The sequence below is a fragment of the Mycolicibacterium neworleansense genome (assembly GCF_001245615.1).
GTDB lineage: Bacteria > Actinomycetota > Actinomycetes > Mycobacteriales > Mycobacteriaceae > Mycobacterium > Mycobacterium neworleansense.
Genome location: NZ_CWKH01000001.1, coordinates 1 through 22,586 on the forward strand (window position 1 = coordinate 1; position 22,586 = coordinate 22,586).

A 22,586-nucleotide genomic window follows, 5' to 3' on the forward strand; every position below is an offset into this window, starting at 1 on the left:
TTTGGTGTCTTTTGTTTAGGTCAGATTGTTCTGAACTTGAAATTCTGCCCTGTCTTTGATGGGGAGTTTTTGTTTGGAGAGTTTGATCCTGGCTCAGGACGAACGCTGGCGGCGTGCTTAACACATGCAAGTCGAACGGAAAGGCCCTTCGGGGTACTCGAGTGGCGAACGGGTGAGTAACACGTGGGTGATCTGCCCTGCACTTTGGGATAAGCCTGGGAAACTGGGTCTAATACCGAATAGGACCGCGCTCTTCATGGGGTGTGGTGGAAAGCTTTTGCGGTGTGGGATGGGCCCGCGGCCTATCAGCTTGTTGGTGGGGTAATGGCCTACCAAGGCGACGACGGGTAGCCGGCCTGAGAGGGTGACCGGCCACACTGGGACTGAGATACGGCCCAGACTCCTACGGGAGGCAGCAGTGGGGAATATTGCACAATGGGCGCAAGCCTGATGCAGCGACGCCGCGTGAGGGATGACGGCCTTCGGGTTGTAAACCTCTTTCAATAGGGACGAAGCGCAAGTGACGGTACCTATAGAAGAAGGACCGGCCAACTACGTGCCAGCAGCCGCGGTAATACGTAGGGTCCGAGCGTTGTCCGGAATTACTGGGCGTAAAGAGCTCGTAGGTGGTTTGTCGCGTTGTTCGTGAAAACTCACAGCTTAACTGTGGGCGTGCGGGCGATACGGGCAGACTAGAGTACTGCAGGGGAGACTGGAATTCCTGGTGTAGCGGTGGAATGCGCAGATATCAGGAGGAACACCGGTGGCGAAGGCGGGTCTCTGGGCAGTAACTGACGCTGAGGAGCGAAAGCGTGGGGAGCGAACAGGATTAGATACCCTGGTAGTCCACGCCGTAAACGGTGGGTACTAGGTGTGGGTTTCCTTCCTTGGGATCCGTGCCGTAGCTAACGCATTAAGTACCCCGCCTGGGGAGTACGGCCGCAAGGCTAAAACTCAAAGGAATTGACGGGGGCCCGCACAAGCGGCGGAGCATGTGGATTAATTCGATGCAACGCGAAGAACCTTACCTGGGTTTGACATGCACAGGACGCCAGTAGAGATATTGGTTCCCTTGTGGCCTGTGTGCAGGTGGTGCATGGCTGTCGTCAGCTCGTGTCGTGAGATGTTGGGTTAAGTCCCGCAACGAGCGCAACCCTTGTCTCATGTTGCCAGCACGTAATGGTGGGGACTCGTGAGAGACTGCCGGGGTCAACTCGGAGGAAGGTGGGGATGACGTCAAGTCATCATGCCCCTTATGTCCAGGGCTTCACACATGCTACAATGGCCGGTACAAAGGGCTGCGATGCCGTGAGGTGGAGCGAATCCTTTCAAAGCCGGTCTCAGTTCGGATCGGGGTCTGCAACTCGACCCCGTGAAGTCGGAGTCGCTAGTAATCGCAGATCAGCAACGCTGCGGTGAATACGTTCCCGGGCCTTGTACACACCGCCCGTCACGTCATGAAAGTCGGTAACACCCGAAGCCGGTGGCCTAACCCTTGTGGAGGGAGCCGTCGAAGGTGGGATCGGCGATTGGGACGAAGTCGTAACAAGGTAGCCGTACCGGAAGGTGCGGCTGGATCACCTCCTTTCTAAGGAGCACCACGAGACCTGGGCCGGCCCCGTAAATCGCGGGATCAGCTGAGCTTTCAGGCGATTCGTTGGATGGCCCCACACCTGTAGTGGGTGGGGGTCTGGTGCAACAACAAACTTGTGGAACTGCCAGACACACTATTGGGCTTTGAGACAACAGGCCCGTGCCCCTTTTGGGGGTGGCATCCGGTTGCGGGTGTCGGCGTGTTGTTGCCTCACTTTGGTGGTGGGGTGTGGTGTTTGATTTGTGGATAGTGGTTGCGAGCATCTAGCACGCATATGTTGGGTCTCACTCCTTGTGGGTGGGGCCTGGTTTGTGTGTTGATGTGCAATTTCTTTTGAAACTCATTTTTGGTTTTTGTGTTGTAAGTGTTTAAGGGCGCATGGTGGATGCCTTGGCACTGGGAGCCGATGAAGGACGTTGGAGGCTGCGATATGCCTCGGGGAGCTGCCAACCGAGCGTTGATCCGAGGATGTCCGAATGGGGAAACCCGGCACGAGTGATGTCGTGTCACCCTGCACTGAATACATAGGTGTAGGGAGGGAACGCGGGGAAGTGAAACATCTCAGTACCCGTAGGAAGAGAAAACAAAATGTGATTCCGTGAGTAGTGGCGAGCGAAAGCGGAGGATGGCTAAACCGTATGCATGTGATACCGGGTAGGGGTTGTGTGTGCGGGGTTGTGGGACCTGTTTTTCCAGTTCTACCTGGCTGGAGGGTAGTGAGAAAATGTCGTGGTTAGCGGAAGTGGTTTGGGATGACCTGCCGTAGACGGTGAGAGCCCGGTACGTGAAAACCTGACATCTACCTTGAACGGTGTTCCCGAGTAGCAGCGGGCCCGTGAAATCTGCTGTGAATCTGCCGGGACCACCCGGTAAGCCTGAATACTTCCCAGTGACCGATAGCGGATTAGTACCGTGAGGGAATGGTGAAAAGTACCCCGGGAGGGGAGTGAAATAGTACCTGAAACCGTGCGCTTACAATCCGTCAGAGCCCTCGACTTGTCGTGGGGTGATGGCGTGCCTTTTGAAGAATGAGCCTGCGAGTCAGGGACATGTCGCGAGGTTAACCCGTGTGGGGTAGCCGCAGCGAAAGCGAGTCTGAATAGGGCGTATCCACACAACAGTGTGTGGTGTAGTGGTGTGTTCTGGACCCGAAGCGGAGTGATCTACCCATGGCCAGGGTGAAGCGCGGGTAAGACCGCGTGGAGGCCCGAACCCACTTAGGTTGAAGACTGAGGGGATGAGCTGTGGGTAGGGGTGAAAGGCCAATCAAACTCCGTGATAGCTGGTTCTCCCCGAAATGCATTTAGGTGCAGCGTCACATGTTTCTTGTTGGAGGTAGAGCTACTGGATGGCCGATGGGCCCCACAGGGTTACTGACGTCAGCCAAACTCCGAATGCCGACAAGTCCAAGAGTGTGGCAGTGAGACGGCGGGGGATAAGCTCCGTGCGTCGAGAGGGAAACAGCCCAGATCGCCGGCTAAGGCCCCTAAGCGTGTGCTAAGTGGAAAAGGATGTGCAGTCGCGAAGACAACCAGGAGGTTGGCTTAGAAGCAGCCACCCTTGAAAGAGTGCGTAATAGCTCACTGGTCAAGTGATTGTGCGCCGATAATGTAGCGGGGCTCAAGCACACCGCCGAAGCCGCGGCAACGTATTTATACGTTGGGTAGGGGAGCGTCCTGCATCCGGTGAAGCAGCAGAGTGATCTAGCTGTGGAGGGTGTGGGAGTGAGAATGCAGGCATGAGTAGCGAATAGGCAAGTGAGAACCTTGCCCGCCGAAAGACCAAGGGTTCCTGGGCCAGGCCAGTCCTCCCAGGGTGAGTCGGGACCTAAGGCGAGGCCGACAGGCGTAGTCGATGGACAACGGGTTGATATTCCCGTACCCGTGTATGTGCGTCCCTGATGAATCCATTGTGCTAACCATCCAAAACCGTCGTGACCGATCCCTTCGGGGTGAGGCGTTGACGGGGCTGCGTGGGACCCCGGTGGGTAGTAGTCAAGCGATGGGGTGACGCAGGAAGGTAGCCGTACCAGTCAGTGGTTGTACTGGGGTAAGCCTGTAGGGAGAAACGTAGGCAAATCCGCGTTTCACATATCCTGAGAGGTGATGCATAGCCGTTTGAGGCGAATTCGGTGATCCTATGCTGCCAAGAAAAGCCTCTAGCGAGGACATACACGGCCCGTACCCCAAACCAACACAGGTGGTCAGGTAGAGAATACTAAGGCGTACGAGTGAACTATGGTTAAGGAACTCGGCAAAATGCCCCCGTAACTTCGGGAGAAGGGGGACCCCCATATCGTCAAGGCTCTTGCGGCCGGCAGCGGGAGGGGGTGGCACAAACCAGTGAGAAGCGACTGTTTACTAAAAACACAGGTCCGTGCGAAGTCGCAAGACGATGTATACGGACTGACGCCTGCCCGGTGCTGGAAGGTTAAGAGGACCTGTTAACCCTTCGGGGTGAAGCAGAGAATTTAAGCCCCAGTAAACGGCGGTGGTAACTATAACCATCCTAAGGTAGCGAAATTCCTTGTCGGGTAAGTTCCGACCTGCACGAATGGCGTAACGACTTCTCAACTGTCTCAACCATAGACTCGGCGAAATTGCACTACGAGTAAAGATGCTCGTTACGCGCGGCAGGACGAAAAGACCCCGGGACCTTCACTACAACTTGGTATTGGTGCTCGATACGGTTTGTGTAGGATAGGTGGGAGACTGTGAAGCTCACACGCCAGTGTGGGTGGAGTCATTGTTGAAATACCACTCTGATCGTATTGGGCCTCTAACCTCGGACCGTATATCCGGTTCAGGGACAGTGCCTGGTGGGTAGTTTAACTGGGGCGGTTGCCTCCCAAAATGTAACGGAGGCGCCCAAAGGTTCCCTCAACCTGGACGGCAATCAGGTGTTGAGTGTAAGTGCACAAGGGAGCTTGACTGCGAGACGTACATGTCGAGCAGGGACGAAAGTCGGGACTAGTGATCCGGCACCTCTGAGTGGAAGGGGTGTCGCTCAACGGATAAAAGGTACCCCGGGGATAACAGGCTGATCTTCCCCAAGAGTCCATATCGACGGGATGGTTTGGCACCTCGATGTCGGCTCGTCGCATCCTGGGGCTGGAGCAGGTCCCAAGGGTTGGGCTGTTCGCCCATTAAAGCGGCACGCGAGCTGGGTTTAGAACGTCGTGAGACAGTTCGGTCTCTATCCGCCGCGCGCGTCAGAAGCTTGAGGAAATCTGTCCCTAGTACGAGAGGACCGGGACGGACGAACCTCTGGTATACCAGTTGTTCCACCAGGAGCACCGCTGGATAGCCACGTTCGGACAGGATAACCGCTGAAAGCATCTAAGCGGGAAACCCCCTCCAAGACCAGGCTTCTCACCCTTTTAGAGGGATAAGGCCCCCCGCAGACCACGGGATTGATAGACCAGACCTGGAAGCCTAGCAATAGGTGCAGGGAACTGGCACTAACCGGCCGAAAACTTACAACAACCAACAAACACCAAAGTTTGATGAGTTTCAGTAAGACACACACCTGACCTCGCAACCACACCACAAACACCCACACCTCGTGTGACCGGAGTGCACACCGCACCCCACCACCAAAACACAAGGTTCACACCCAAAAACGGGTGAATAAAGTTACGGCGGTCCATAGCGGCAGGGAAACGCCCGGTCCCATCCCGAACCCGGAAGCTAAGCCTGCCAGCGCCGATGATACTACCCTCCCGGGTGGAAAAGTAGGACACCGCCGAACACAAATTAAGTCCCGAGCCCTCCAATTTCGATTGGAGGGCTCGGGCATTTTTGTATGTGCATGCAAAGAGGTGCGTATTCAATTCCAATTCGGAAATTGAATACGCACCTCTTTGCTCAATTGAAAAGCGCCGGCATCGTGCGGCTTTTCTCCAATTCCAACAGAGCCCGCTTGCGTTCCAGTCCACCGCCGTATCCGGTGAGGCTGCCATTGGCGCCGATGACCCGATGGCACGGCACAATGATGCCGATCGGATTGTGCCCGTTGGCCAGCCCGACTGCGCGCGATGCGGTCGGTGAACCGATCTGACGGGCGATCTCGCCATATGTGCAGGTCTGGCCGTACGGGATGGTCAGCAAGGCCTCCCACACCCGGCGCTGGAACTGCGTCCCCACCATGTCGAGCTTGAGGTCGAACTCCGTACGGTCGCCGGCGAAATACGCCGACAATTGGTCGACGGCGTCGGAGAACGCCGTGTCGTCGGCCTCCCAGCCTTCGCGGCTCGGTTCATAGGTCTGATCGACCATCCGCAGGTGCATGAGCCGCCCGTCGCGGCCGGCCAGCGTGAGCAGACCGACGGGACTGTCCATGGTGCGGTATTGCAGTGTCGTCATGACTTCTCCTGTCGGTCGTGCGGGGGCCATTCGTTCACCGCGTGGTCCAGTGTGGTCCACAGGTGTTGGGTCGCATACGCGCGCCACGGTCGCCATCTGGTGCTGTGTTCCACGAGCCGCTCCGGGGGTAAGCCCAGATGGCCGGCGGCCGCACGCACGCCAAGATCGGTGGCCGGGAAGGCATCTGGATCTCCGAGGCCGCGCATGGCGATCACCTCCGTGGTCCACGGCCCGATCCCGGGGAGCTCGAGCAAGCGCTCGCGAGCCCGGGTCCAGTCGCAGCCGGGATCGAGGACGACATCCTCCTCGGCGATCGCCCGCACCAGTGCGGTGACGGTGCGCTTCCTGGACGCGGGCATCGCCAGATCGGCGGGTTCCAGGCCGGCCAGCTCGGTGATGCTGGGAAACACGTGGGTCAGACCTCCGGCCTCGTCGGAGAGCGCGGATCCGTAGCGGGCGACGAGGCGACCGACGTGAGTGCGGGCGGCCTTGATCGACACCTGTTGCCCGATCACCACCCGCAGAGCCAGTTCGGATTCGTCTACGGTGCGCGGGATGCGCTGCCCCGGTGCCTTGGCCACCACCGCGGCCATTCCCGGATCGGCCTGGAGTGCCTCCACTACCGCCTCGGGATCGGCATCGAGGTCCAACAGGCGCCGGCACCGTGCGATGGCGGCCGACAGGTCCCGGAAGTCCTCGAGTACCAGCATGCACCGGACATGGTCGGGTTGTGGGGTCAGGCCGACCACCCCGTGGCCGTGTGGCAGCCGCAGGGTGCGCCGGTACTGCCCGTCGCGCACTTCCTCCAGGCCCGGAACCGCACTCGCGGCCAGGTGCCCGAACAAACCTTCGTAGGCGAAGGGCGTGCGAACCGGCAGCCTCAGCGACAGGACTCCGGGAGCCGCGGAGGCGTCGGACGCGAAGCGGCGGCGGGCGCGCTGCCGCAATTCGGTCGGTGTCAGATCGCATACCGCGCGCACGGTGTCGTTGAACTGCCGGATGCTGGCGAAGCCCGCGGCAAACGCAACGTCGGAGAACGGCAGCTCGGTGGTCTCGATCAGAACCCGAGCGGTCTGGGTGCGTTGCGCCCGGGCCAATGCCAGGGGGTTGGCTCCCAGCTCGGTCTGCAGGATGCGTTGCAGCTGGCGGCTGGTGTATCCCACGCGGGCGGCCAGGCCCGTCACCCCTTCGCGGTCCACCGTGCCGTCGGCGATCAGGCGCATGCATCGCGCGACGACGTCGCCGCGCACGTTCCACTCCGGGGAGCCCGGCGAGGCATCCGGCCGGCATCTCTTGCACGCTCGGAAGCCGGCCGCCTGGGCGGCAGCCGCGGTGGGGTAGAACCGCATGTTGCGGGCGAAAGGCGGACGCACCGGACAGCTGGGGCGGCAGTAGATGCCCGTGGTGAGCACGGCGGTGACAAACCAGCCGTCGAACCGTGCGTCCTTCGACTGGACGGCCCGGTAACAGCGGTCGAAATCCTCGTGCATGAATTCCACGATGGCACGGCAGCCGGCGCTTCACTAGCGGAAAAACGACATGGTAGTGGGAGCGTGCTCGCGGTTAGACTGCGACCGTGGCCGACCTGGTGCAGCACTACCTGGACCGGATTCGTGCCGAGCAGATCGAACTGCGTGACGGCACTTTGGCAAGCTACATCCCAGAACTGGCCGATGTCGACCCCGAGGGGTTCGGTCTGAGCCTGTCCTCCTCGGACGGCTACGTGTACGAATCTGGCGACACTGCAGTGGAATTCACCATTCAGTCGATCTCCAAACCGTTCACCTATGCGCTCGCGCTGTCGCAGATCGGCCAGGACGCCGTCGACGCCAGGATCGGTGTCGAACCCTCGGGTGAAGCGTTCAACGAGATCAGCGTCGACGATGTGACCAAGACGCCGAAGAACGCGATGATCAATGCCGGTGCCATCGCGGCGGTTTCACTCATCCCCGGAGCGAGCCCCGACGAGCGGTTCGACCGTATCCTCGCTTTCTACTCCGCGTGTGCGGGTCGACGGCTCGACATCGACATGGATGTGTACCTCTCGGAGAAGGAGACCGGCAACCGGAATCGGGCGATCGCGTACATGCTGACCAGTTTCGGTGTGCTGGACGGCGATCCGGACGACGTCCTCGACGTGTATTTCCGGCAGTGCTCGGTCAAGGTGACCAGTACCGACCTCGCCCGAATGGCAGCCACCCTGGCCCGGGGCGGGCTCAACCCGCTCACAGGTCGGCGGGTCGTCGATGCGGGTGTGGTCCGACGCACTCTCAGCGTGATGGTGACGTGCGGAATGTACGACGCGACAGGGGATTGGGTGAGTGCGGTCGGCATGCCCGCCAAAAGCGGGGTGGGCGGCGGCATCGTGGCGGTCCTGCCCGGCCAACTCGGTATCGGGGTGTACTCACCGCGTCTGGATTCCCGCGGCAACAGTGTGCGCGGGGTACAGGTGTGCCGCAGCCTGTCCGCACAGTTGGGGCTTCACTTCCTCACGGTCGGCCGTGAGTCGTCTTCGACCTTACGGGCGGTCTTCGACGTCAGCCCGGGCATTCGGGTCTACGAGGTACAGGGCGATCTGTTGTTCGCCGGAGCCGAGCAGGTGCTGCGGACTGCCGAACACGAGCGTGGTGAGTACGACGTCGCGGTGCTCGACGTGACCCGGGTCGATGACATCAACGATGCCGCGCGGGGCATGCTGACCGGAATGCGGGCCAGCCTGACCGCGGCAGGCAAGGAGGCCTATCTGGTCGACCCGGACGGCCGCGTGGTGCCGGCCGACCGGCGCGACGATTACGACGCCATCGTGTTCCGCACCCTCGACGAGGCGGTCGACGCGGCGCGGCAGTCGGGTATCGGCTAGGCCGGAACGGCCACGCGGGTCGGCTCGGCCAGCCCGCGCAGAGTGACCGTTTCGCCGAGTGACCAACGGGCCCTTTCGGTCTCGGAGGCATTGGCGATCGTGTCCGAGGAGGCAACCAGGTGCCCGGGCACCTGTTTGGAGAACTCGCACAGTCGCGCGGCCTCGTTGACCGGCTCCCCGATCACGGTGTACTCGAAGCGTTGTTTGGCGCCGACGTTGCCCGCCACCACCTGGCCGGCCGCCACCCCGATGCCTGCCGCGAGCTCGGGCACCTCGACTCGCAGTCGTCGAGCGATGGCCCGCGCCGCGGCCAGGGCTTCGTCCTCGGCGTTGGGCAGCGATACCGGCGCACCGAACACCGCGAGGATCGCGTCGCCCTCGAACTTGTTGACCAGGCCGCGATGTGTGTCGATCTCATCGACGATGACGGCGAAGAACCGGTTGAGCAGATCGACCACTTCGATGGCCGGGCGCGTGGTCACCAGCTGCGACGAGCCGATGACGTCCACGAAAATCACTGCGGCATGGCGCTCCTCGCCGCCGAGGACAGGCTTCTCCTGCTCGGCCAGTGCGGCCACCTCGCGACCGACGTGGCGGCCGAACAGATCGCGCACCCGCTCGCGCTCGCGCAGGCCGTGCACCATCGAGTTGAATCCGCGTTGCAGCTGTCCCAGTTCGGTGCCGTCGAACACCACCAGGTTGGTGTTGAGATCACCCTGCTCGACCCGGTTCAGGGCCGCGCGCACGACGCGGATGGGGGTTGCGGTCAGGTAGGACACAATCCACATCAGCAGGAACCCGAACACCAGCGCAAATGAGCCGAGACCGATGACGGCATAGGCGAACTGGACCGGGGTGAGGTTGTTGAGCGTCACGGCGAACACCGCGGCGAGCATGATGCCCAAGATGGGAACGCCCGAGCTCAGCGCCCACACCACCATGGTGCGGCCCATGATGCCCTGCGCCAGGCGGACCGGTGGCGGACCCGCTTCAAGTGCCTGCGCGGCGACCGGCCGCAGTGCGAACTCGGTGAACAGATGGCAGCTGACCGACACCACGATGCCGGGAAAACTGATGCCCAGCAGGAACTTCGGAATGTAGTTGGTGTCGACGAGGCCGTAGAGCGTCGTCAACAACGCGGTACCCACGCCCCACAGGATCAGCAGCACCCTGGTGAGCCGGAACGGGGCGAGGAAGGTGTTCCGCTGATCCGCGACGGTAGGTGGACGTTCTTCGATGGCCCAGCGCACGTTGTCGATCACCCGGGTGGTCGCCCAGAACACCCCGACGATCAACGCCGTGGCCATGTAGACGGGAGCCACGATGAAGGTGATCCAGCGGACCGGCGGGTCGAACACGGCCGGGGAGGGGAACAACAGCGTGACGATGATCATCGAGATGCCGATGCCGAGCAGGTTCACCAGGATCACGAACGTGGTGAGGATGACCTGAATGCGCACCCGGCGACGGCGCTGGCTCTCCGATACCCGGCCCAGCACCCACGATCCATATTCCGGTGTGGCCGGGATCCGGCTGTTCTGGCGGGTGACACCTTCAAGGACGCGACCCAGCCGTCGTGCCAGCGATTTGTCGGAGTTCATTGTGGCGTCAGCCTAGTTCGTTCGAGATGCCCTTAAGGTGGATCGGGTGCGCCTCGTGATTGCCCAGTGCACCGTCGACTACGTGGGGCGGCTGACCGCCCATCTGCCTTCGGCCCGCAGGCTGTTGTTGTTCAAGTCCGACGGTTCGGTCAGTGTCCATGCCGACGATCGCGCCTACAAGCCGCTGAACTGGATGAGCCCGCCGTGCTGGCTCACCGAGGATGCCACCGACGGTGTGCCGGTCTGGGTGGTCGAGAACAAGGCCGGTGAGCAGTTGCGCATCACGGTCGAGGACGTCGAGCACGACTCCAGCCACGAGCTCGGGGTCGATCCCGGCCTGGTGAAGGACGGGGTGGAGGCACACTTGCAGGTGCTGCTGGCCGAACATGTCGAGCTGCTGGGTGCGGGTTACACCCTGGTGCGCCGCGAGTACCCGACCGCGATCGGGCCGGTGGATCTGATGTGCCGGGACGAGCTGGGTCGTTCGGTGGCTGTGGAGATCAAGCGCCGTGGGGAGATCGACGGTGTGGAACAGCTGACGCGCTACCTCGACCTGCTCAACCGCGACACCGTGCTGGCCCCGGTGGCCGGCGTGTTCGCCGCCCAGCAGATCAAGCCGCAGGCAAGGACATTGGCCGCCGACCGTGGAATCCGTTGTGTGACTTTGGACTACGACCAGATGCGGGGCATGGACAGCGACGAATATCGGCTGTTCTGATGCGACGTCGGTCCCGCGAACACCGCCGGTTGGCTCCGTTGCCGCCGTCGCGCCGCATCGAGACGGGACCTGACGGCTATGACTACGAAGTGCGGATGGTGGCCGCTTCGCGTGCGGTGAAGGTCTACCGCTGCCCTGGATGTGACCACGAGATCCGGGTGGCTACCGCGCATGTGGTGGTGCTGCCGATCGACGTCGGCGATGTCGACGACCGCAGGCACTGGCACACCGCCTGCTGGGCGAACCGGGCCAATCGCGGCCCGACGAGAAAGTGGTCTTAGTGCTCGGAATCGGCGGCCGGTTCGACCAGTTCGATCAGCACGCCGCCGGCATCCTTCGGGTGGATGAAGTTGATGCGTGAGTTCGCCGTGCCCTTGCGCGGGGCGTCGTAGAGCAGCCGAACTCCCTGGCTGCGCAGGCGCTCACTCAGTGCGTCGATGTCGCTGGTGCGGTAGGCCAGCTGCTGCAGGCCGGGGCCGCTGCGATCGATGAACTTGGCGATCGTCGACTTCTCGTCGAGCGGGGCGAGGAGCTGGATCTGGGCGCTGCCCTTGGCGGCGCCGCGCACCGACAGCATGGCCTCGCGCACGCCCTGCTCCTCGTTGATCTCCTCGTGCAGGACGATCATGCCGAGGTTGTCGTGGTACCACTTGGCCGCGGCATCCAGATCGGGAACGGCGATACCGACGTGATCGATCGCCGTCACCAGCGCGGAAGCGAGTGCGGGACGGGCATCAACCTGATCGGCGGTCATAACGTAACGGTAACCTCAACCTGAACGTTTGCGCATGTGTGATCGCCCACACAGCTCTTGGACCCTGGCTTTGGAGGTAGGAAATGACTGCGGATAGTCGCACGTCGGTGATCGTTGCTGGAGCGCGTACTCCGGTCGGCAGATTGATGGGCTCGCTGAAGGATTTTTCGGGCAGTGACCTGGGTGCTATCGCCATCCGCGGCGCTCTGGAGAAGGCCAAGGTCGATCCTTCGCTGGTGGACTACGTGATCATGGGTCAGGTGCTGACCGCGGGCGCCGGTCAGATGCCCGCTCGCCAGTCCGCTGTGGCCGCCGGAATCGGCTGGGACGTGCCCGCGCTGTCCATCAACAAGATGTGCCTTTCGGGCATCGATGCGATCGCGCTGGCCGATCAGCTCATCCGGGCCGGTGAGTTCGAGGTTGTCGTCGCCGGTGGCCAGGAGTCGATGAGCCAGGCCCCGCACCTGCTGCCCAAGAGTCGTGAGGGCTACAAGTACGGCGATGCGACGCTGGTCGACCACCTGGCCTACGACGGCCTGCACGACGTCTTCACCGACCAGCCGATGGGCGCGCTCACCGAGCAGCGCAACGACGTCGACAAGTTCACCCGGGCCGAGCAGGACGAGTTTGCTGCTCAGTCGCACCAGAAGGCCGCCGCGGCGTGGAAGGACGGGGTGTACGCCGACGAGGTGGTGCCGGTGTCTATCCCGCAGCGCAAGGGCGACCCGATCGAGTTCGCCGAGGACGAGGGCATCCGGGCCAACACCACGGCCGAATCGCTGGGTGGCCTGCGTCCGGCCTTCCGCAAGGACGGCACCATCACCGCCGGCTCGTCGTCGCAGATCTCCGACGGTGCGGCCGCAGTTGTCGTGATGAGCAAGGCCAAAGCCCAGGAGCTGGGCCTGGACTGGCTCTGTGAGATCGGCGCGCACGGTGTGGTCGCCGGTCCGGACTCCACGCTGCAGAGCCAGCCCGCCAACGCGATCAAGAAGGCGCTCGAGCGCGAAGGCATCACCGTCGACCAGCTCGACATCCTCGAGATCAACGAGGCGTTCGCTGCGGTGTCGCTGGCCTCCGCCCGCGAATTGGGACTGGACGCTGGGTCCATCGCCTCGAAGGTGAACGTCAACGGTGGCGCGATCGCGATCGGCCACCCGATCGGCATGTCGGGTGCGCGCATCACGCTGCATGCGGCACTGGAACTGGCCCGCAAGGGCTCGGGCTACGCGGTGGCCGCGCTTTGCGGTGCCGGTGGCCAGGGCGATGCCCTGATCCTGCGTCGCTGACAGCTAATCGGCGCCTTTCCCAACGACGCTGTGTAGTAGCTGGCCGTCCGTTCGGGCACAATGGCGGCCATGAAGAGCTCTTTCGACCCGCGCACGGTTGCCGGCTGGTTCCGGCTCATCGCCCTCGCTGAGGCGGTGAGCTGGGCCGGCCTGCTGGTCGGGATGTACTTCAAGTACCTGGGAAGTCCGCGCACCGAGATCGGTGTCAAGGTGTTCGGCCCCATCCACGGCGGCATTTTCGTCGCCTTCGTGGCGATCGCCGTGCTGGTCGGGTTGGCCCGCAAGTGGAACATCGGCACCTGGATCCTGGCGTTGCTGGCCAGCATCGTGCCATTGGGCAGTGTGATCTTCGTCATGTGGGCGGACCGGACGGCCCGGATCGATTCGGGCCGGGATTCGGACGGGAGCCCGGCACTGGTGGCGCAACCGGGCGGCGCCGTGCCCGAAACGACGTGACAGACTTGGTGGCGTGACTCGTCCACGACCTTCTGTCGGGCCGGCGCTGGCCGGCGCGGTTGATCTCTCGGCACTCAAGCAGCGGCCCGCAACGGGCGGTGGCAGCCCCAGCGCGGCCGGCGGCCCGAATGTCACCGAGGTCAACGAAGCCAACTTCGAAGCCGAGGTGCTGGTCCGCTCCGGACAGGTGCCGGTGGTGGTCCTGCTGTGGTCGCCGCGCAGTGATTCCAGTGCCGCCCTGGGGGACACCCTGGCGGGTCTGGCCGCGACCGACAACGGCAAGTGGTCGTTGGCGCTCGTCAACGTCGACACCACCCCGCGGGTGGCGCAGATGTTCGGCATCCAGGGCGTGCCCACCGTGGTGGCGCTCGCCGGTGGCCAACCGATCGCCAGTTTCCAGGGCTCGCAGCCGGCCGACGAACTCCGCCGCTGGGTCGACTCGCTGCTCGAGGCGACCGCGGGCAAGCTGACCGGATCCGGCGCCGCCGGCGACGATGACGTCGAGCGGGTCGATCCTGAGCTGGCGGCGGCCCGGGCCGCCCTCGACGAAGGCGACTTCGCCGCCGCATCGGCCGCCTATCAGGCGATTCTCGATGCCCAGCCCAATCACGCCGAGGCCAAGGGCGCGGTCCGTCAGATCGCGTTCCTGCAGCGGGCGAGCGCACAGCGGCCCGATGCGGTGGCCGCTGCCGACGCCGCTCCAGACGACATCGAGGCGGCCTTCGCCGCTGCCGACGCCGAGATCCTGGCCCAGAACGTGTCGGCGGCCTTCGACCGGCTCATCGCGCTGATCAAGCGCACCGCGGGCGACGACCGGACCAAGGTGCGGACCCGACTGGTCGAGCTGTTCGACCTGTTCGACCCGGCCGACCCCGAGGTGGTCGCCGGCCGGCGCAATCTGGCCAACGCGCTGTACTAACGCGTCAGACGGGCTCGAACCACAGCATCGCCAGCGGCGGCAGCACCATCACCGCCGACGCCGGGCGGCCGTGCCACGGTTCATCGGTGGCCTGCACCGCGCCCATGTTCCCCGCGCCCGCGCCGTTGTAGATGGTCGCGTCGGTGTTGAGCACCTCGCGCCATTCGCCGGCGTGGGGTAGGCCGAGGCGGTATTCGCTGTGCTCACTACCGGCGAAGTTGACCACGCAGGCCAGCACGGAGCCGTCGGCGCCGAACCGCAGGAAGCTCAGCACGTTGTTGGCCGAGTCGTTCGCATCGATCCAGGAGTAGCCCTCGGGGCTGGTGTCGCGGCTCCACAGTGCCGGGTGCCGGCGGTAGATCCCGTTGAGGTCGCGCACCAACCGCTGCACGCCACCGGAGAAGCCGTGCTCGTCGAGCTGGAACCAGTCGAGCCCGCGTTCCTCCGACCACTCGGCCCGCTGCCCGAATTCCTGACCCATGAACAACAATTGCTTGCCCGGGTGTGCCCACTGATAGGCCAGCAGGCTGCGCAGGCCCGCGGCCTTGGCGTGATCGTCGCCGGGCATCCGGCCCCACAGCGTGCCCTTGCCGTGCACGACCTCGTCGTGGCTGATCGGCAGCACGTAGTTCTCGCTGAACGCGTACAGCATCGAGAACGTCATCTCGTGGTGGTGATAGCTGCGGTGCACCGGATCATGGCTGACATAGTCGAGCGTGTCGTTCATCCAGCCCATGTTCCATTTCATCGAGAAACCAAGGCCGCCAAGGTTGGTCGGGCGGGTGACGCCGGGCCAGGAGGTGGACTCCTCGGCGATGGTGACGATGCCGGGGCTCACCTTGTGGACCGTGGCGTTCATCTCCTGCAGGAACTGCACCGCCTCCAGGTTCTCCCGGCCACCGTGGATGTTGGGTGTCCAGCCGCCCTCGGGCCGTGAGTAGTCGAGATAGAGCATCGAGGCGACCGCGTCTACTCGCAGGCCGTCGACGTGGTATTCCTTCAGCCAGTACAACGCGTTGGCGACCAGGAAGTTGCGCACCTCGGGCCGGCCGAAGTCGAAAACGTAGGTGCCCCAGTCGAGCTGCTCGCCCCGGCGGGGGTCGGAATGTTCGTAGAGCGGGGTGCCGTCGAAACGGCCCAGTGCCCACGCGTCTTTGGGGAAGTGCGCCGGAACCCAGTCGACGATCACCCCGATCCCGGCCCGGTGCAGTGAATCCACCAGGTACCGGAAATCGTCAGGAGTCCCCAACCGCGACGTCGGGGCGTAATAGGAGGTGACCTGGTATCCCCATGAACCGCCGAACGGATGCTCCGCCACGGGCAGCAGCTCGACGTGGGTGAAGCCCTGTTCCACAACGTATTCGGTCAGCTCGGTGGCCAGCTGCCGGTAGCTCAGGCCCGGGCGCCAGGACATCAGGTGCACCTCGTAGGTGCTCATCGGTTCGAAGACCGGGTTCTGTGCGGCCCGCCGGCTCATCCACTCGCCGTCGCTCCAGGTGTAGGAACTGGTGAACACCCGGGACGCGGTCTGCGGTGGCACCTCGGTGGCGAAGGCCATCGGGTCGGCCCGGTCGGTGGTGACCCCGCCGGCGCCATGGACTCGGAACTTGTACAGCCCGTTGGGCGGGAAGCCGGGCCAGAACAACTCCCACACGCCCGACGAGCCAAGGGCCCGCATCTGGGCCTCGTTGCCGTCCCAGTGGTTGAAGTCGCCGATCACGCTGACGCCCTTGGCGTTCGGTGCCCATACGGCGAACGACACACCTTCGACGACACCGTCGGCGGTGGTGAAGCTGCGTGGGTGGGCGCCCAGGATCTCCCACAGACGTTCGTGGCGTCCCTCGGCGAACAGGTGCAGGTCGAGTTCGCCGAGCGTCGGCAGGAATCGGTAGGCGTCGGCCGTGGTGTAGGTGAAGATGGTGTCGTCGGTGCCGGGATAGCCGATCTCCAGGCGGTAATCGGCCAGGTTCGTGAACGGAACGGCCACCGCGAAAAGCCCGGAGTCGATGTGCTGCAGGGGGAATCGGTCGCCGCCGATCACTGCCACGACCTTGGAGGCGTGCGGGCGGTAGGCCCGGATGACCGTCCGGCCGTTGTATTCGTGGGCGCCGAGCACCGAGTGAGGATCGTGATGCTGACCGATCAGCAGTCGCTGGATGTCGGTCGGGTCGGGCCGCAGATGTAGGTCGGTGAGGTGATTGCTTCGTGTCATCTAGTTCTCATTCCCTGCGTAGCAAGCCCAGTCGTTGCTCATAGGGTACGAGCGGCATGTTCAAGACGTGTGCCACAGCCTTGGCAGGATCGAGGCGGACGTAATTCGACTGCCCCCATTGGTATTCCTCGCCGGTGATCTCGTCGCGTACCCAGAACCGGTCATGTGATTCCATACCCAACGCCTCCATGTTCAACCACAACATGGCTTCCTCCGCGCTGAACGGGTTGAGCGTGACGACCACGAGCACCGTGTCTCCGGTGATCGGGTCGAACTTGCTGTAGGCGAGCAGTGCGTCGTTGTCCACGTGGTGGAACGTGAGCGTGCGCAGCTGGCGCAGGGCCGGGTGCAGACGTCGGATCTCGTTGAGGCGGGACACAAACGGCTCAAGTGAACGGCCCTCGGCCAGTGCTGCCTCGAAGTCGCGAGGACGCAGCTCGTACTTCTCGGAGTCCAGATACTCCTCGCTGCCCTCGCGGACCGCCCGGTGCTCGAACAGTTCGAAACCGGAATACATGCCCCACGACGGGCTCATGGTCGCGGCGAGGACCGCGCGGATCGCGAACATGCCCGGACCGCCGTGCTGCAGCGATTCGTGCAGGATGTCAGGGGTGTTGACCCACAGGCTGGGTCGCGCACTGTCGGCGTTGTGGGTGATCTCGTTGCCGAATTCGGTGAGCTCCCACTTGTTGGTACGCCAGGTGAAATACGTATACGACTGGGTGAACCCCCGTTTGGCCAGGCCGTAGAGCCGGGCCGGCCGGGTGAAGGCCTCGGACAGGAACAGTACGTCGGGATCCTCGTTCTTGACCTCGGCGATCAGCCAGACCCAGAAGTTCGGCGGCTTGGTGTGTGGGTTGTCGACGCGAAAGACCTTGACGCCGTGCGAGATCCAGAACCGCACCACCCGGAGCACCTCGCGGTAGAGCCCGGCGGGATCGTTGTCGAAGTTGAGCGGGTAGATGTCCTGGTACTTCTTGGGCGGATTCTCCGCGTAGGCGATGGTGCCGTCGGGCAGCACCGTGAACCATTCCGGGTGCGCTGCGGCCCACGGGTGATCGGGGGCGCACTGCAGGGCGAGGTCCAACGCCACCTCGATGCCCTGCTTGCGGGCGGCGCCCACGAATTCGTCGAAGTCCTCGATGGTGCCCAGGTCCGGGTGCACCGCGTCGTGGCCGCCTTCGTCGCTGCCGATGGCCCACGGGGAGCCGACGTCGTCCGGGGCGGCGGTCACCGCGTTGTTGCGTCCCTTGCGGTGCACCTTGCCGATCGGGTGGATGGGCGGCAGGTAGACGATGTTGAAACCCATGCGGGAAAGCCGGGGGAGCTGCTGTGCGGCGGTGGCGAACGTTCCGTGCACGGGGTGCCCGGCCTTGTCCCAGCCGCCCGTGGATCGCGGGAACATCTCGTACCACGAGGAGAAGCGTGCCAGTGGCCGGTCCACCCAGACGCCGTATTGCTCACCGCGGGTGACCAACTCGCGCAGTGGGTACTGCGCGAGCAGTTCGGTGACCTCTTCGGACAGCGCGGCGCCGGCTCGCAGGAACGGGTCGCCCGGGACGCGGAGCGCCGCGGCCGCCTCCAGCAACGGGTCGCGCAGTTTTCGGGGCATCCCGGCGGCGGCACGCTCGAGCAGCCGCGCCCCGACGAGAAGATCGTTGGACAACTCGGCCTCGCTCTGGCCGGCGCCGAGTTTGGCCTCGACCGCGTGCCGCCAGGTGGTCAGCGGATCGCCCCAGCCGTCGACCCGGTACGTCCACAGTCCGACGCTGTCAGGGGTGAACTGACCGTGGAACACATCGGGGGTGTGCCCGGTCGACATCGGCAGGGCCTGCGGCTTGATCCGCTGGGTGGGGCGAATCACCGCGTCGATCGGCGTCGGTAACGCCGCGGTGCCGGGTCCGGTGGCCAGCCGTGGGTAGTCGGTGCCGAGGTATCGCACCACGAGGGTGGCCGCGACCGCGTCATGACCTTCGCGCCACACGGTGGCCCGCACCGGGACCACCTCGCCGACGACGGCTTTTGCCGGGAACTGCCCGCCGAAGACCACAGGCGCGACATCGTCGATTCCGATACGACCGGCCACCCATCCACTCCTCACATCGTCACGGTTCAAGCGGCTGTCTGCGTTCACTCGCCTTGTCGCGTCTGATACCCACCGTAGTGGGCTGCCCAATCTCGTGGGTGCTAAGCGCAAGCTGACCGCCGTCGAGACGGAGAACACTGTCTGTACGGATCTCTCTCGCCGCTGCGCGCGCCGCAATTGTCAGTAAGGTTGGATCGCGTGAAAGCCCTGAGAAGGTTCACTGTCCGCGCGCACCTTCCCGAGCGGTTGGCGGCACTGGAACGGCTGTCGATCAACCTGCGCTGGTCATGGCACAAGCCCACCCAGGATCTGTTTGCTGTCGTCGATTCCGACCTGTGGCAGCAGACCAACGGTGACCCGGTCGCGTTGCTGGGTGCGGTGAGCCCGCAACGGCTCGACGAGCTGGCCGGTGACGAGTCGTTCCTGGGTCGGCTCGATGAGCTCGCCGCAGATCTCGACAACTATCTGAGCCGCCCGCTGTGGTACCAGCAGCAGATCGCCGACGGTGTCGAGATGCCGAAGGGGATCGCGTACTTCTCGATGGAGTTCGGCGTCGCCGAGGTGCTGCCGAACTACTCGGGTGGCCTGGGCATCCTGGCCGGTGATCATCTGAAGTCGGCGTCGGATCTGGGTCTGCCGTTGATCGCGGTGGGCCTGTACTACCGCTCGGGCTACTTCCGGCAGTCCCTGACAGCCGACGGCTGGCAACACGAGACCTACCCGTCGCTGGATCCGCAGGGGTTGCCGTTGCGGCTGCTGACCGACGCGTCGGGGGAGCCGGTGCTGGTGACGCTGGCCCTGCCGGATGCCCGTGAGCTGCGGGCCCGGGTGTGGATCGCGCAGGTGGGCCGGATTCCGCTGCTGCTGCTCGATTCCGACGTCCCGGAGAACGAGCACGAACTGCGCGGCGTCACCGACCGGCTGTACGGCGGCGATCAGGAACACCGCATCCGGCAGGAGATCCTGGCCGGTATCGGCGGGGTGCGCGCGATCCGGGCCTTCACCGAGATCGAGAACCTGCCCGCACCAGAGGTGTTCCACATGAACGAGGGCCACGCCGGCTTCCTCGGGGTGGAACGGATCCGCGAACTGGTAGCGGCCGGGCTGGACTTCGACACCGCACTGACCGTGGTCCGGTCGTCGACGGTGTTCACCACCCACACCCCGGTGCCGGCCGGCATCGACCGGTTCCCGGTCGAGATGATCAGGCGTTACTTCGGCAGCCCAGCCGATGAGCGCTCGCGCGAAGAGCATCAATGGAGTGGGCCGCCCGACAGTCGCCTGCTGCCCGGGGTGCCGTTGGAGCGGGTCGTGGCGTTCGGTGCCGAGGACGATCCGTCGAAGTTCAACATGGCGCACATGGGCCTTCGGCTCGCGCAGCGCGCCAACGGAGTGTCGCTGCTGCACGGGCGGGTCAGCCGGGCCATGTTCAACGAACTGTGGCCGGGATTCGACCGGGCCGAGGTGCCGATCGGATCGATCACCAACGGTGTGCACGCCCCGACCTGGGCGGCTCCGCAGTGGTTGGCACTGGGCCGTGAGCTGATCGGGTCGGAGGCGGCCGAACCCGCGGTGTGGGAGCGGTTGCAGGAGGTCGAACCGGGGCATATGTGGTGGATCCGCTCCCAGCTGCGGGAGACGCTGATCGGCGATGTGCGTGCGCGGTTGCGCCGCTCCTGGCTGGAGCGTGGCGCGTCGGAAGCCGAACTGGGCTGGATCGCAACGGCTTTCGACCCATCGGTGTTGACCGTCGGGTTCGCCCGACGGGTGCCCACCTACAAGCGGCTGACGCTGATGCTGCGTGACCCGGAACGGCTGGAGAAACTGCTGCTGGATGAGGAGCGTCCGGTGCAGTTGATCGTGGCGGGCAAGTCGCATCCGGCTGATGACGGTGGCAAGGCGCTCATCCAGCAGATCGTGCGGTTCGCCGACCGCCCCGAGGTGCGGCACCGGATCGCGTTCCTGCCGGACTACGACATGTCGATGGCCCGGTTGCTGTACTGGGGTTGCGATGTGTGGCTCAACAATCCGCTGCGGCCGTTGGAGGCCTGCGGTACGTCGGGGATGAAGAGCGCGCTCAACGGCGGGCTGAACCTGTCGATCCGGGACGGCTGGTGGGACGAGTGGTACGACGGCGAGAACGGGTGGGAGATCCCGACCGCCGACGGTGTGGATGACGAGGCCCGTCGCGACGACCTGGAGGCGGCGGCCCTCTACGACCTTCTCGAACACGCTGTCACGCCGAAGTTCTACGAGCGCGACGAGCATGGCGTCCCGACCCGCTGGGTCGAGATGGTGCGCCACACGCTGCAGGTGCTCGGGCCGAAGGTGCTGGCCTCACGCATGGTTCGCGACTACACCGAGAAGTACTACCTTCCGGCCGCTCGGTCGTTGCGTGCGACCGTCGAGGCCACCTCGGGCGAGCCGTTCGGCGCGGCCCGGGAGCTGGCCGTCTACCGGCGGCGGGCGCAGGAGGCCTGGCCGAAGATCCAGATCACCGATGTGGACAGCTACGGCCTGCCCGACACACCGTTGTTGGGATCAGAGCTGACGCTGACGGCCACGGTCCAGCTGGCGGGCCTGCGGCCCGACGAGGTCACGGTGCAGGCCGTACTGGGCCGGGTGGACGCCGGCGACGTGATCCTGAATCCGGTGACCGTGCCGATGGCGCACACCGGATCGGGCGACGACGGCACCGAGGTGTTCTCGGCGAGCGCACCACTGCCGGTGGCCGGGCCGGTGGGCTACACGGTCCGGGTGCTGCCGCACCATCGGCTGCTGACCGCAGACAACGAGCTGGGTCTGGTGGCGCTGGCTTGAGTAAAGCGCTCAAAGTTCAGCTCGACGGCGGGCCGTACGCGCTGGCAGCCGGAAGTGACGGAGCCATGTGGGTGACCCTGGTGCACGGCGGTGCCGTCGCCCGGATCTCGGACACCGGCGAGGTCAGCAGATACCCGGTCGGTGAGTGCTCCCGTCCGTCCATCATCACGGCTGGGCCGGATGGGGCGCTGTGGTTCACCTGCTCCGGCGATGATCGCATCGGCCGGATCACCACGGCGGGGGAGTTGAGTTCCTTCGAATTGCCCAGTGGCAGTGCGCCATTCGGGATCACTGCCGGCCCCGACGACGCATTGTGGTTCACCACGATGTCCTCGGGCGAGATCGGCAGGATCGGCACCGATGGTGAGATCAGCACCGCGGCCGCGGTCGGCGGGATGCCGTCGATGATCACCGAGGGGCCCGACGGTGCGTTGTGGTTCACCCTCAACGAGACCGGCGCGGTGGGCCGGCTGACTGTCGACGGCGTTCTGAAGGTCCGCGAATTACCCACTGCCGCAGCCGGTCCCGTCGGCATCGCGGCGACCCATGACGATGCGGTGTGGTTCACCGAGATCCGAGCGGACAAGATCGGCCGGATCCCGGTCCACGACGCCATCCAGGAACTGGATCTGCCGGGTAAGCCGCACGCGGTGGTCGCCGACCCGACCGACGGAGTGTGGGTCAGCCTCTGGGGCGCCGACCAGATCGCCCGGATCAGCGGCGACGGCGAGGTGGTGACGATCGACCTGCCGCCGGGCAGTGAGCCCCACGGGTTGGCCATCGGTCCCGACGGCGCCTGCTGGGTGGCACTGGAGTGTGGCTTCGTCCTGAAAATGCCCACCTGAGTGTCAGCCGGTGATAACGGTCGGGTAAAGACATAGGCAGCCTTGTTCCCTCCGGGAACGTGGCGATACGT

14 protein-coding genes and 3 rRNA genes are annotated in these 22,586 nt (G+C 64.3%); 11 read left to right on the forward strand and 6 right to left on the reverse strand.

Features of this window, described 5'->3' with window-relative positions:
• The first annotated feature begins 70 nt into the window (after window positions 1-70).
• The 3 genes from BN2156_RS00005 to rrf all read left to right on the forward strand — a co-directional run bounded on the left by BN2156_RS00005 (window position 71) and on the right by rrf (window position 5,344).
• Window positions 71-1,588 (forward strand): 16S ribosomal RNA (locus BN2156_RS00005).
• Between the two features lie 364 nt (window positions 1,589-1,952).
• Window positions 1,953-5,078, forward strand: a 23S ribosomal RNA gene (locus BN2156_RS00010).
• Between the two features lie 152 nt (window positions 5,079-5,230).
• Window positions 5,231-5,344: ribosomal RNA gene (rrf, locus tag BN2156_RS00015) — 5S ribosomal RNA — on the forward strand.
• The 16S, 23S and 5S rRNA genes sit together here, the layout of an rRNA operon.
• A 116-nt stretch (window positions 5,345-5,460) precedes the next feature.
• Here rrf and BN2156_RS00020 read toward each other — a convergent pair.
• Window positions 5,461-5,958, reverse strand: a complete 498-nt coding sequence (locus BN2156_RS00020) for a methylated-DNA--[protein]-cysteine S-methyltransferase (protein ID WP_162490692.1) — start codon at window positions 5,956-5,958, stop codon at window positions 5,461-5,463.
• Window positions 5,955-7,448 carry a DNA-3-methyladenine glycosylase 2 family protein gene (locus BN2156_RS00025; RefSeq protein WP_090515253.1) on the reverse strand — a complete coding sequence of 498 codons (1,494 nt, stop codon included), beginning with the start codon at window positions 7,446-7,448 and terminating at the stop codon, window positions 5,955-5,957. Before BN2156_RS00025 ends, BN2156_RS00020 begins: the two co-directional genes overlap by 4 nt.
• An 86-nt stretch (window positions 7,449-7,534) precedes the next feature.
• Here BN2156_RS00025 and glsA point away from each other — a divergent pair, with 86 nt between their 5' ends.
• Entirely contained in the window at window positions 7,535-8,818 is a 1,284-nt protein-coding gene (gene glsA, locus BN2156_RS00030) for a glutaminase A (protein ID WP_090508962.1), read from the forward strand.
• Here glsA and BN2156_RS00035 read toward each other — a convergent pair.
• Window positions 8,815-10,419, reverse strand: a complete 1,605-nt coding sequence (locus BN2156_RS00035) for an adenylate/guanylate cyclase domain-containing protein (protein WP_090508963.1) — start codon at window positions 10,417-10,419, stop codon at window positions 8,815-8,817. The two genes, glsA and BN2156_RS00035, sit on opposite strands and share 4 nt — an antisense overlap.
• A 46-nt stretch (window positions 10,420-10,465) precedes the next feature.
• Here BN2156_RS00035 and nucS point away from each other — a divergent pair, with 46 nt between their 5' ends.
• Window positions 10,466-11,137, forward strand: a complete 672-nt coding sequence (gene nucS / locus BN2156_RS00040; protein WP_090515255.1) for an endonuclease NucS — start codon at window positions 10,466-10,468, stop codon at window positions 11,135-11,137.
• A complete protein-coding gene (locus BN2156_RS00045; protein WP_090508965.1) occupies window positions 11,137-11,418 on the forward strand; it encodes an Rv1322 family protein in 282 nt (93 codons plus the stop codon). Before nucS ends, BN2156_RS00045 begins: the two co-directional genes overlap by 1 nt.
• On the opposite strand, the gene mce is transcribed toward BN2156_RS00045, so the two are convergent.
• On the reverse strand, window positions 11,415-11,891 hold the full coding sequence (gene mce, locus BN2156_RS00050; RefSeq protein ID WP_090508967.1) for a methylmalonyl-CoA epimerase: 477 nt from the start codon (window positions 11,889-11,891) through the stop codon (window positions 11,415-11,417). The two genes, BN2156_RS00045 and mce, sit on opposite strands and share 4 nt — an antisense overlap.
• 83 nt (window positions 11,892-11,974) lie before the next feature.
• Here mce and BN2156_RS00055 point away from each other — a divergent pair, with 83 nt between their 5' ends.
• Genes BN2156_RS00055 through BN2156_RS00065 form a run of 3 tightly spaced genes read left to right on the forward strand, consistent with a single transcriptional unit; the run spans window position 11,975 to window position 14,552 of the window.
• The gene (locus BN2156_RS00055) at window positions 11,975-13,177 is read left to right on the forward strand and encodes an acetyl-CoA C-acetyltransferase (protein WP_090508969.1); all 1,203 of its coding nucleotides are present in this window, start codon (window positions 11,975-11,977) and stop codon (window positions 13,175-13,177) included.
• A gap of 60 nt (window positions 13,178-13,237) precedes the next feature.
• A complete protein-coding gene (locus BN2156_RS00060; RefSeq protein ID WP_090508972.1) occupies window positions 13,238-13,633 on the forward strand; it encodes a DUF3817 domain-containing protein in 396 nt (131 codons plus the stop codon).
• 13 nt (window positions 13,634-13,646) lie between these two features.
• Window positions 13,647-14,552: a tetratricopeptide repeat protein gene (locus tag BN2156_RS00065; RefSeq protein WP_090508974.1), complete on the forward strand. Its 906-nt coding sequence runs from the start codon at window positions 13,647-13,649 to the stop codon at window positions 14,550-14,552.
• Between the two features lie 4 nt (window positions 14,553-14,556).
• On the opposite strand, the gene glgB is transcribed toward BN2156_RS00065, so the two are convergent.
• Together glgB and BN2156_RS00075 are read right to left on the reverse strand one after the other, a co-directional pair.
• Window positions 14,557-16,764 carry a 1,4-alpha-glucan branching protein GlgB gene (gene glgB / locus BN2156_RS00070; RefSeq protein ID WP_090508976.1) on the reverse strand — a complete coding sequence of 736 codons (2,208 nt, stop codon included), beginning with the start codon at window positions 16,762-16,764 and terminating at the stop codon, window positions 14,557-14,559.
• A gap of 7 nt (window positions 16,765-16,771) precedes the next feature.
• Window positions 16,772-18,850 (reverse strand): alpha-1,4-glucan--maltose-1-phosphate maltosyltransferase, encoded by a 2,079-nt coding sequence (locus tag BN2156_RS00075; RefSeq protein WP_090508977.1) that lies wholly within the window; start codon window positions 18,848-18,850, stop codon window positions 16,772-16,774.
• A 198-nt stretch (window positions 18,851-19,048) separates the two neighbouring features.
• On the opposite strand from BN2156_RS00075, the gene BN2156_RS00080 reads away from it, so the two are divergent.
• Window positions 19,049-21,670: a glycosyltransferase family 1 protein gene (locus BN2156_RS00080; RefSeq protein WP_090508979.1), complete on the forward strand. Its 2,622-nt coding sequence runs from the start codon at window positions 19,049-19,051 to the stop codon at window positions 21,668-21,670.
• Window positions 21,667-22,515, forward strand: a complete 849-nt coding sequence (locus tag BN2156_RS00085) for a Vgb family protein (RefSeq protein WP_090508981.1) — start codon at window positions 21,667-21,669, stop codon at window positions 22,513-22,515. Before BN2156_RS00080 ends, BN2156_RS00085 begins: the two co-directional genes overlap by 4 nt.
• The last annotated feature ends 71 nt before the right edge of the window (window positions 22,516-22,586 follow it).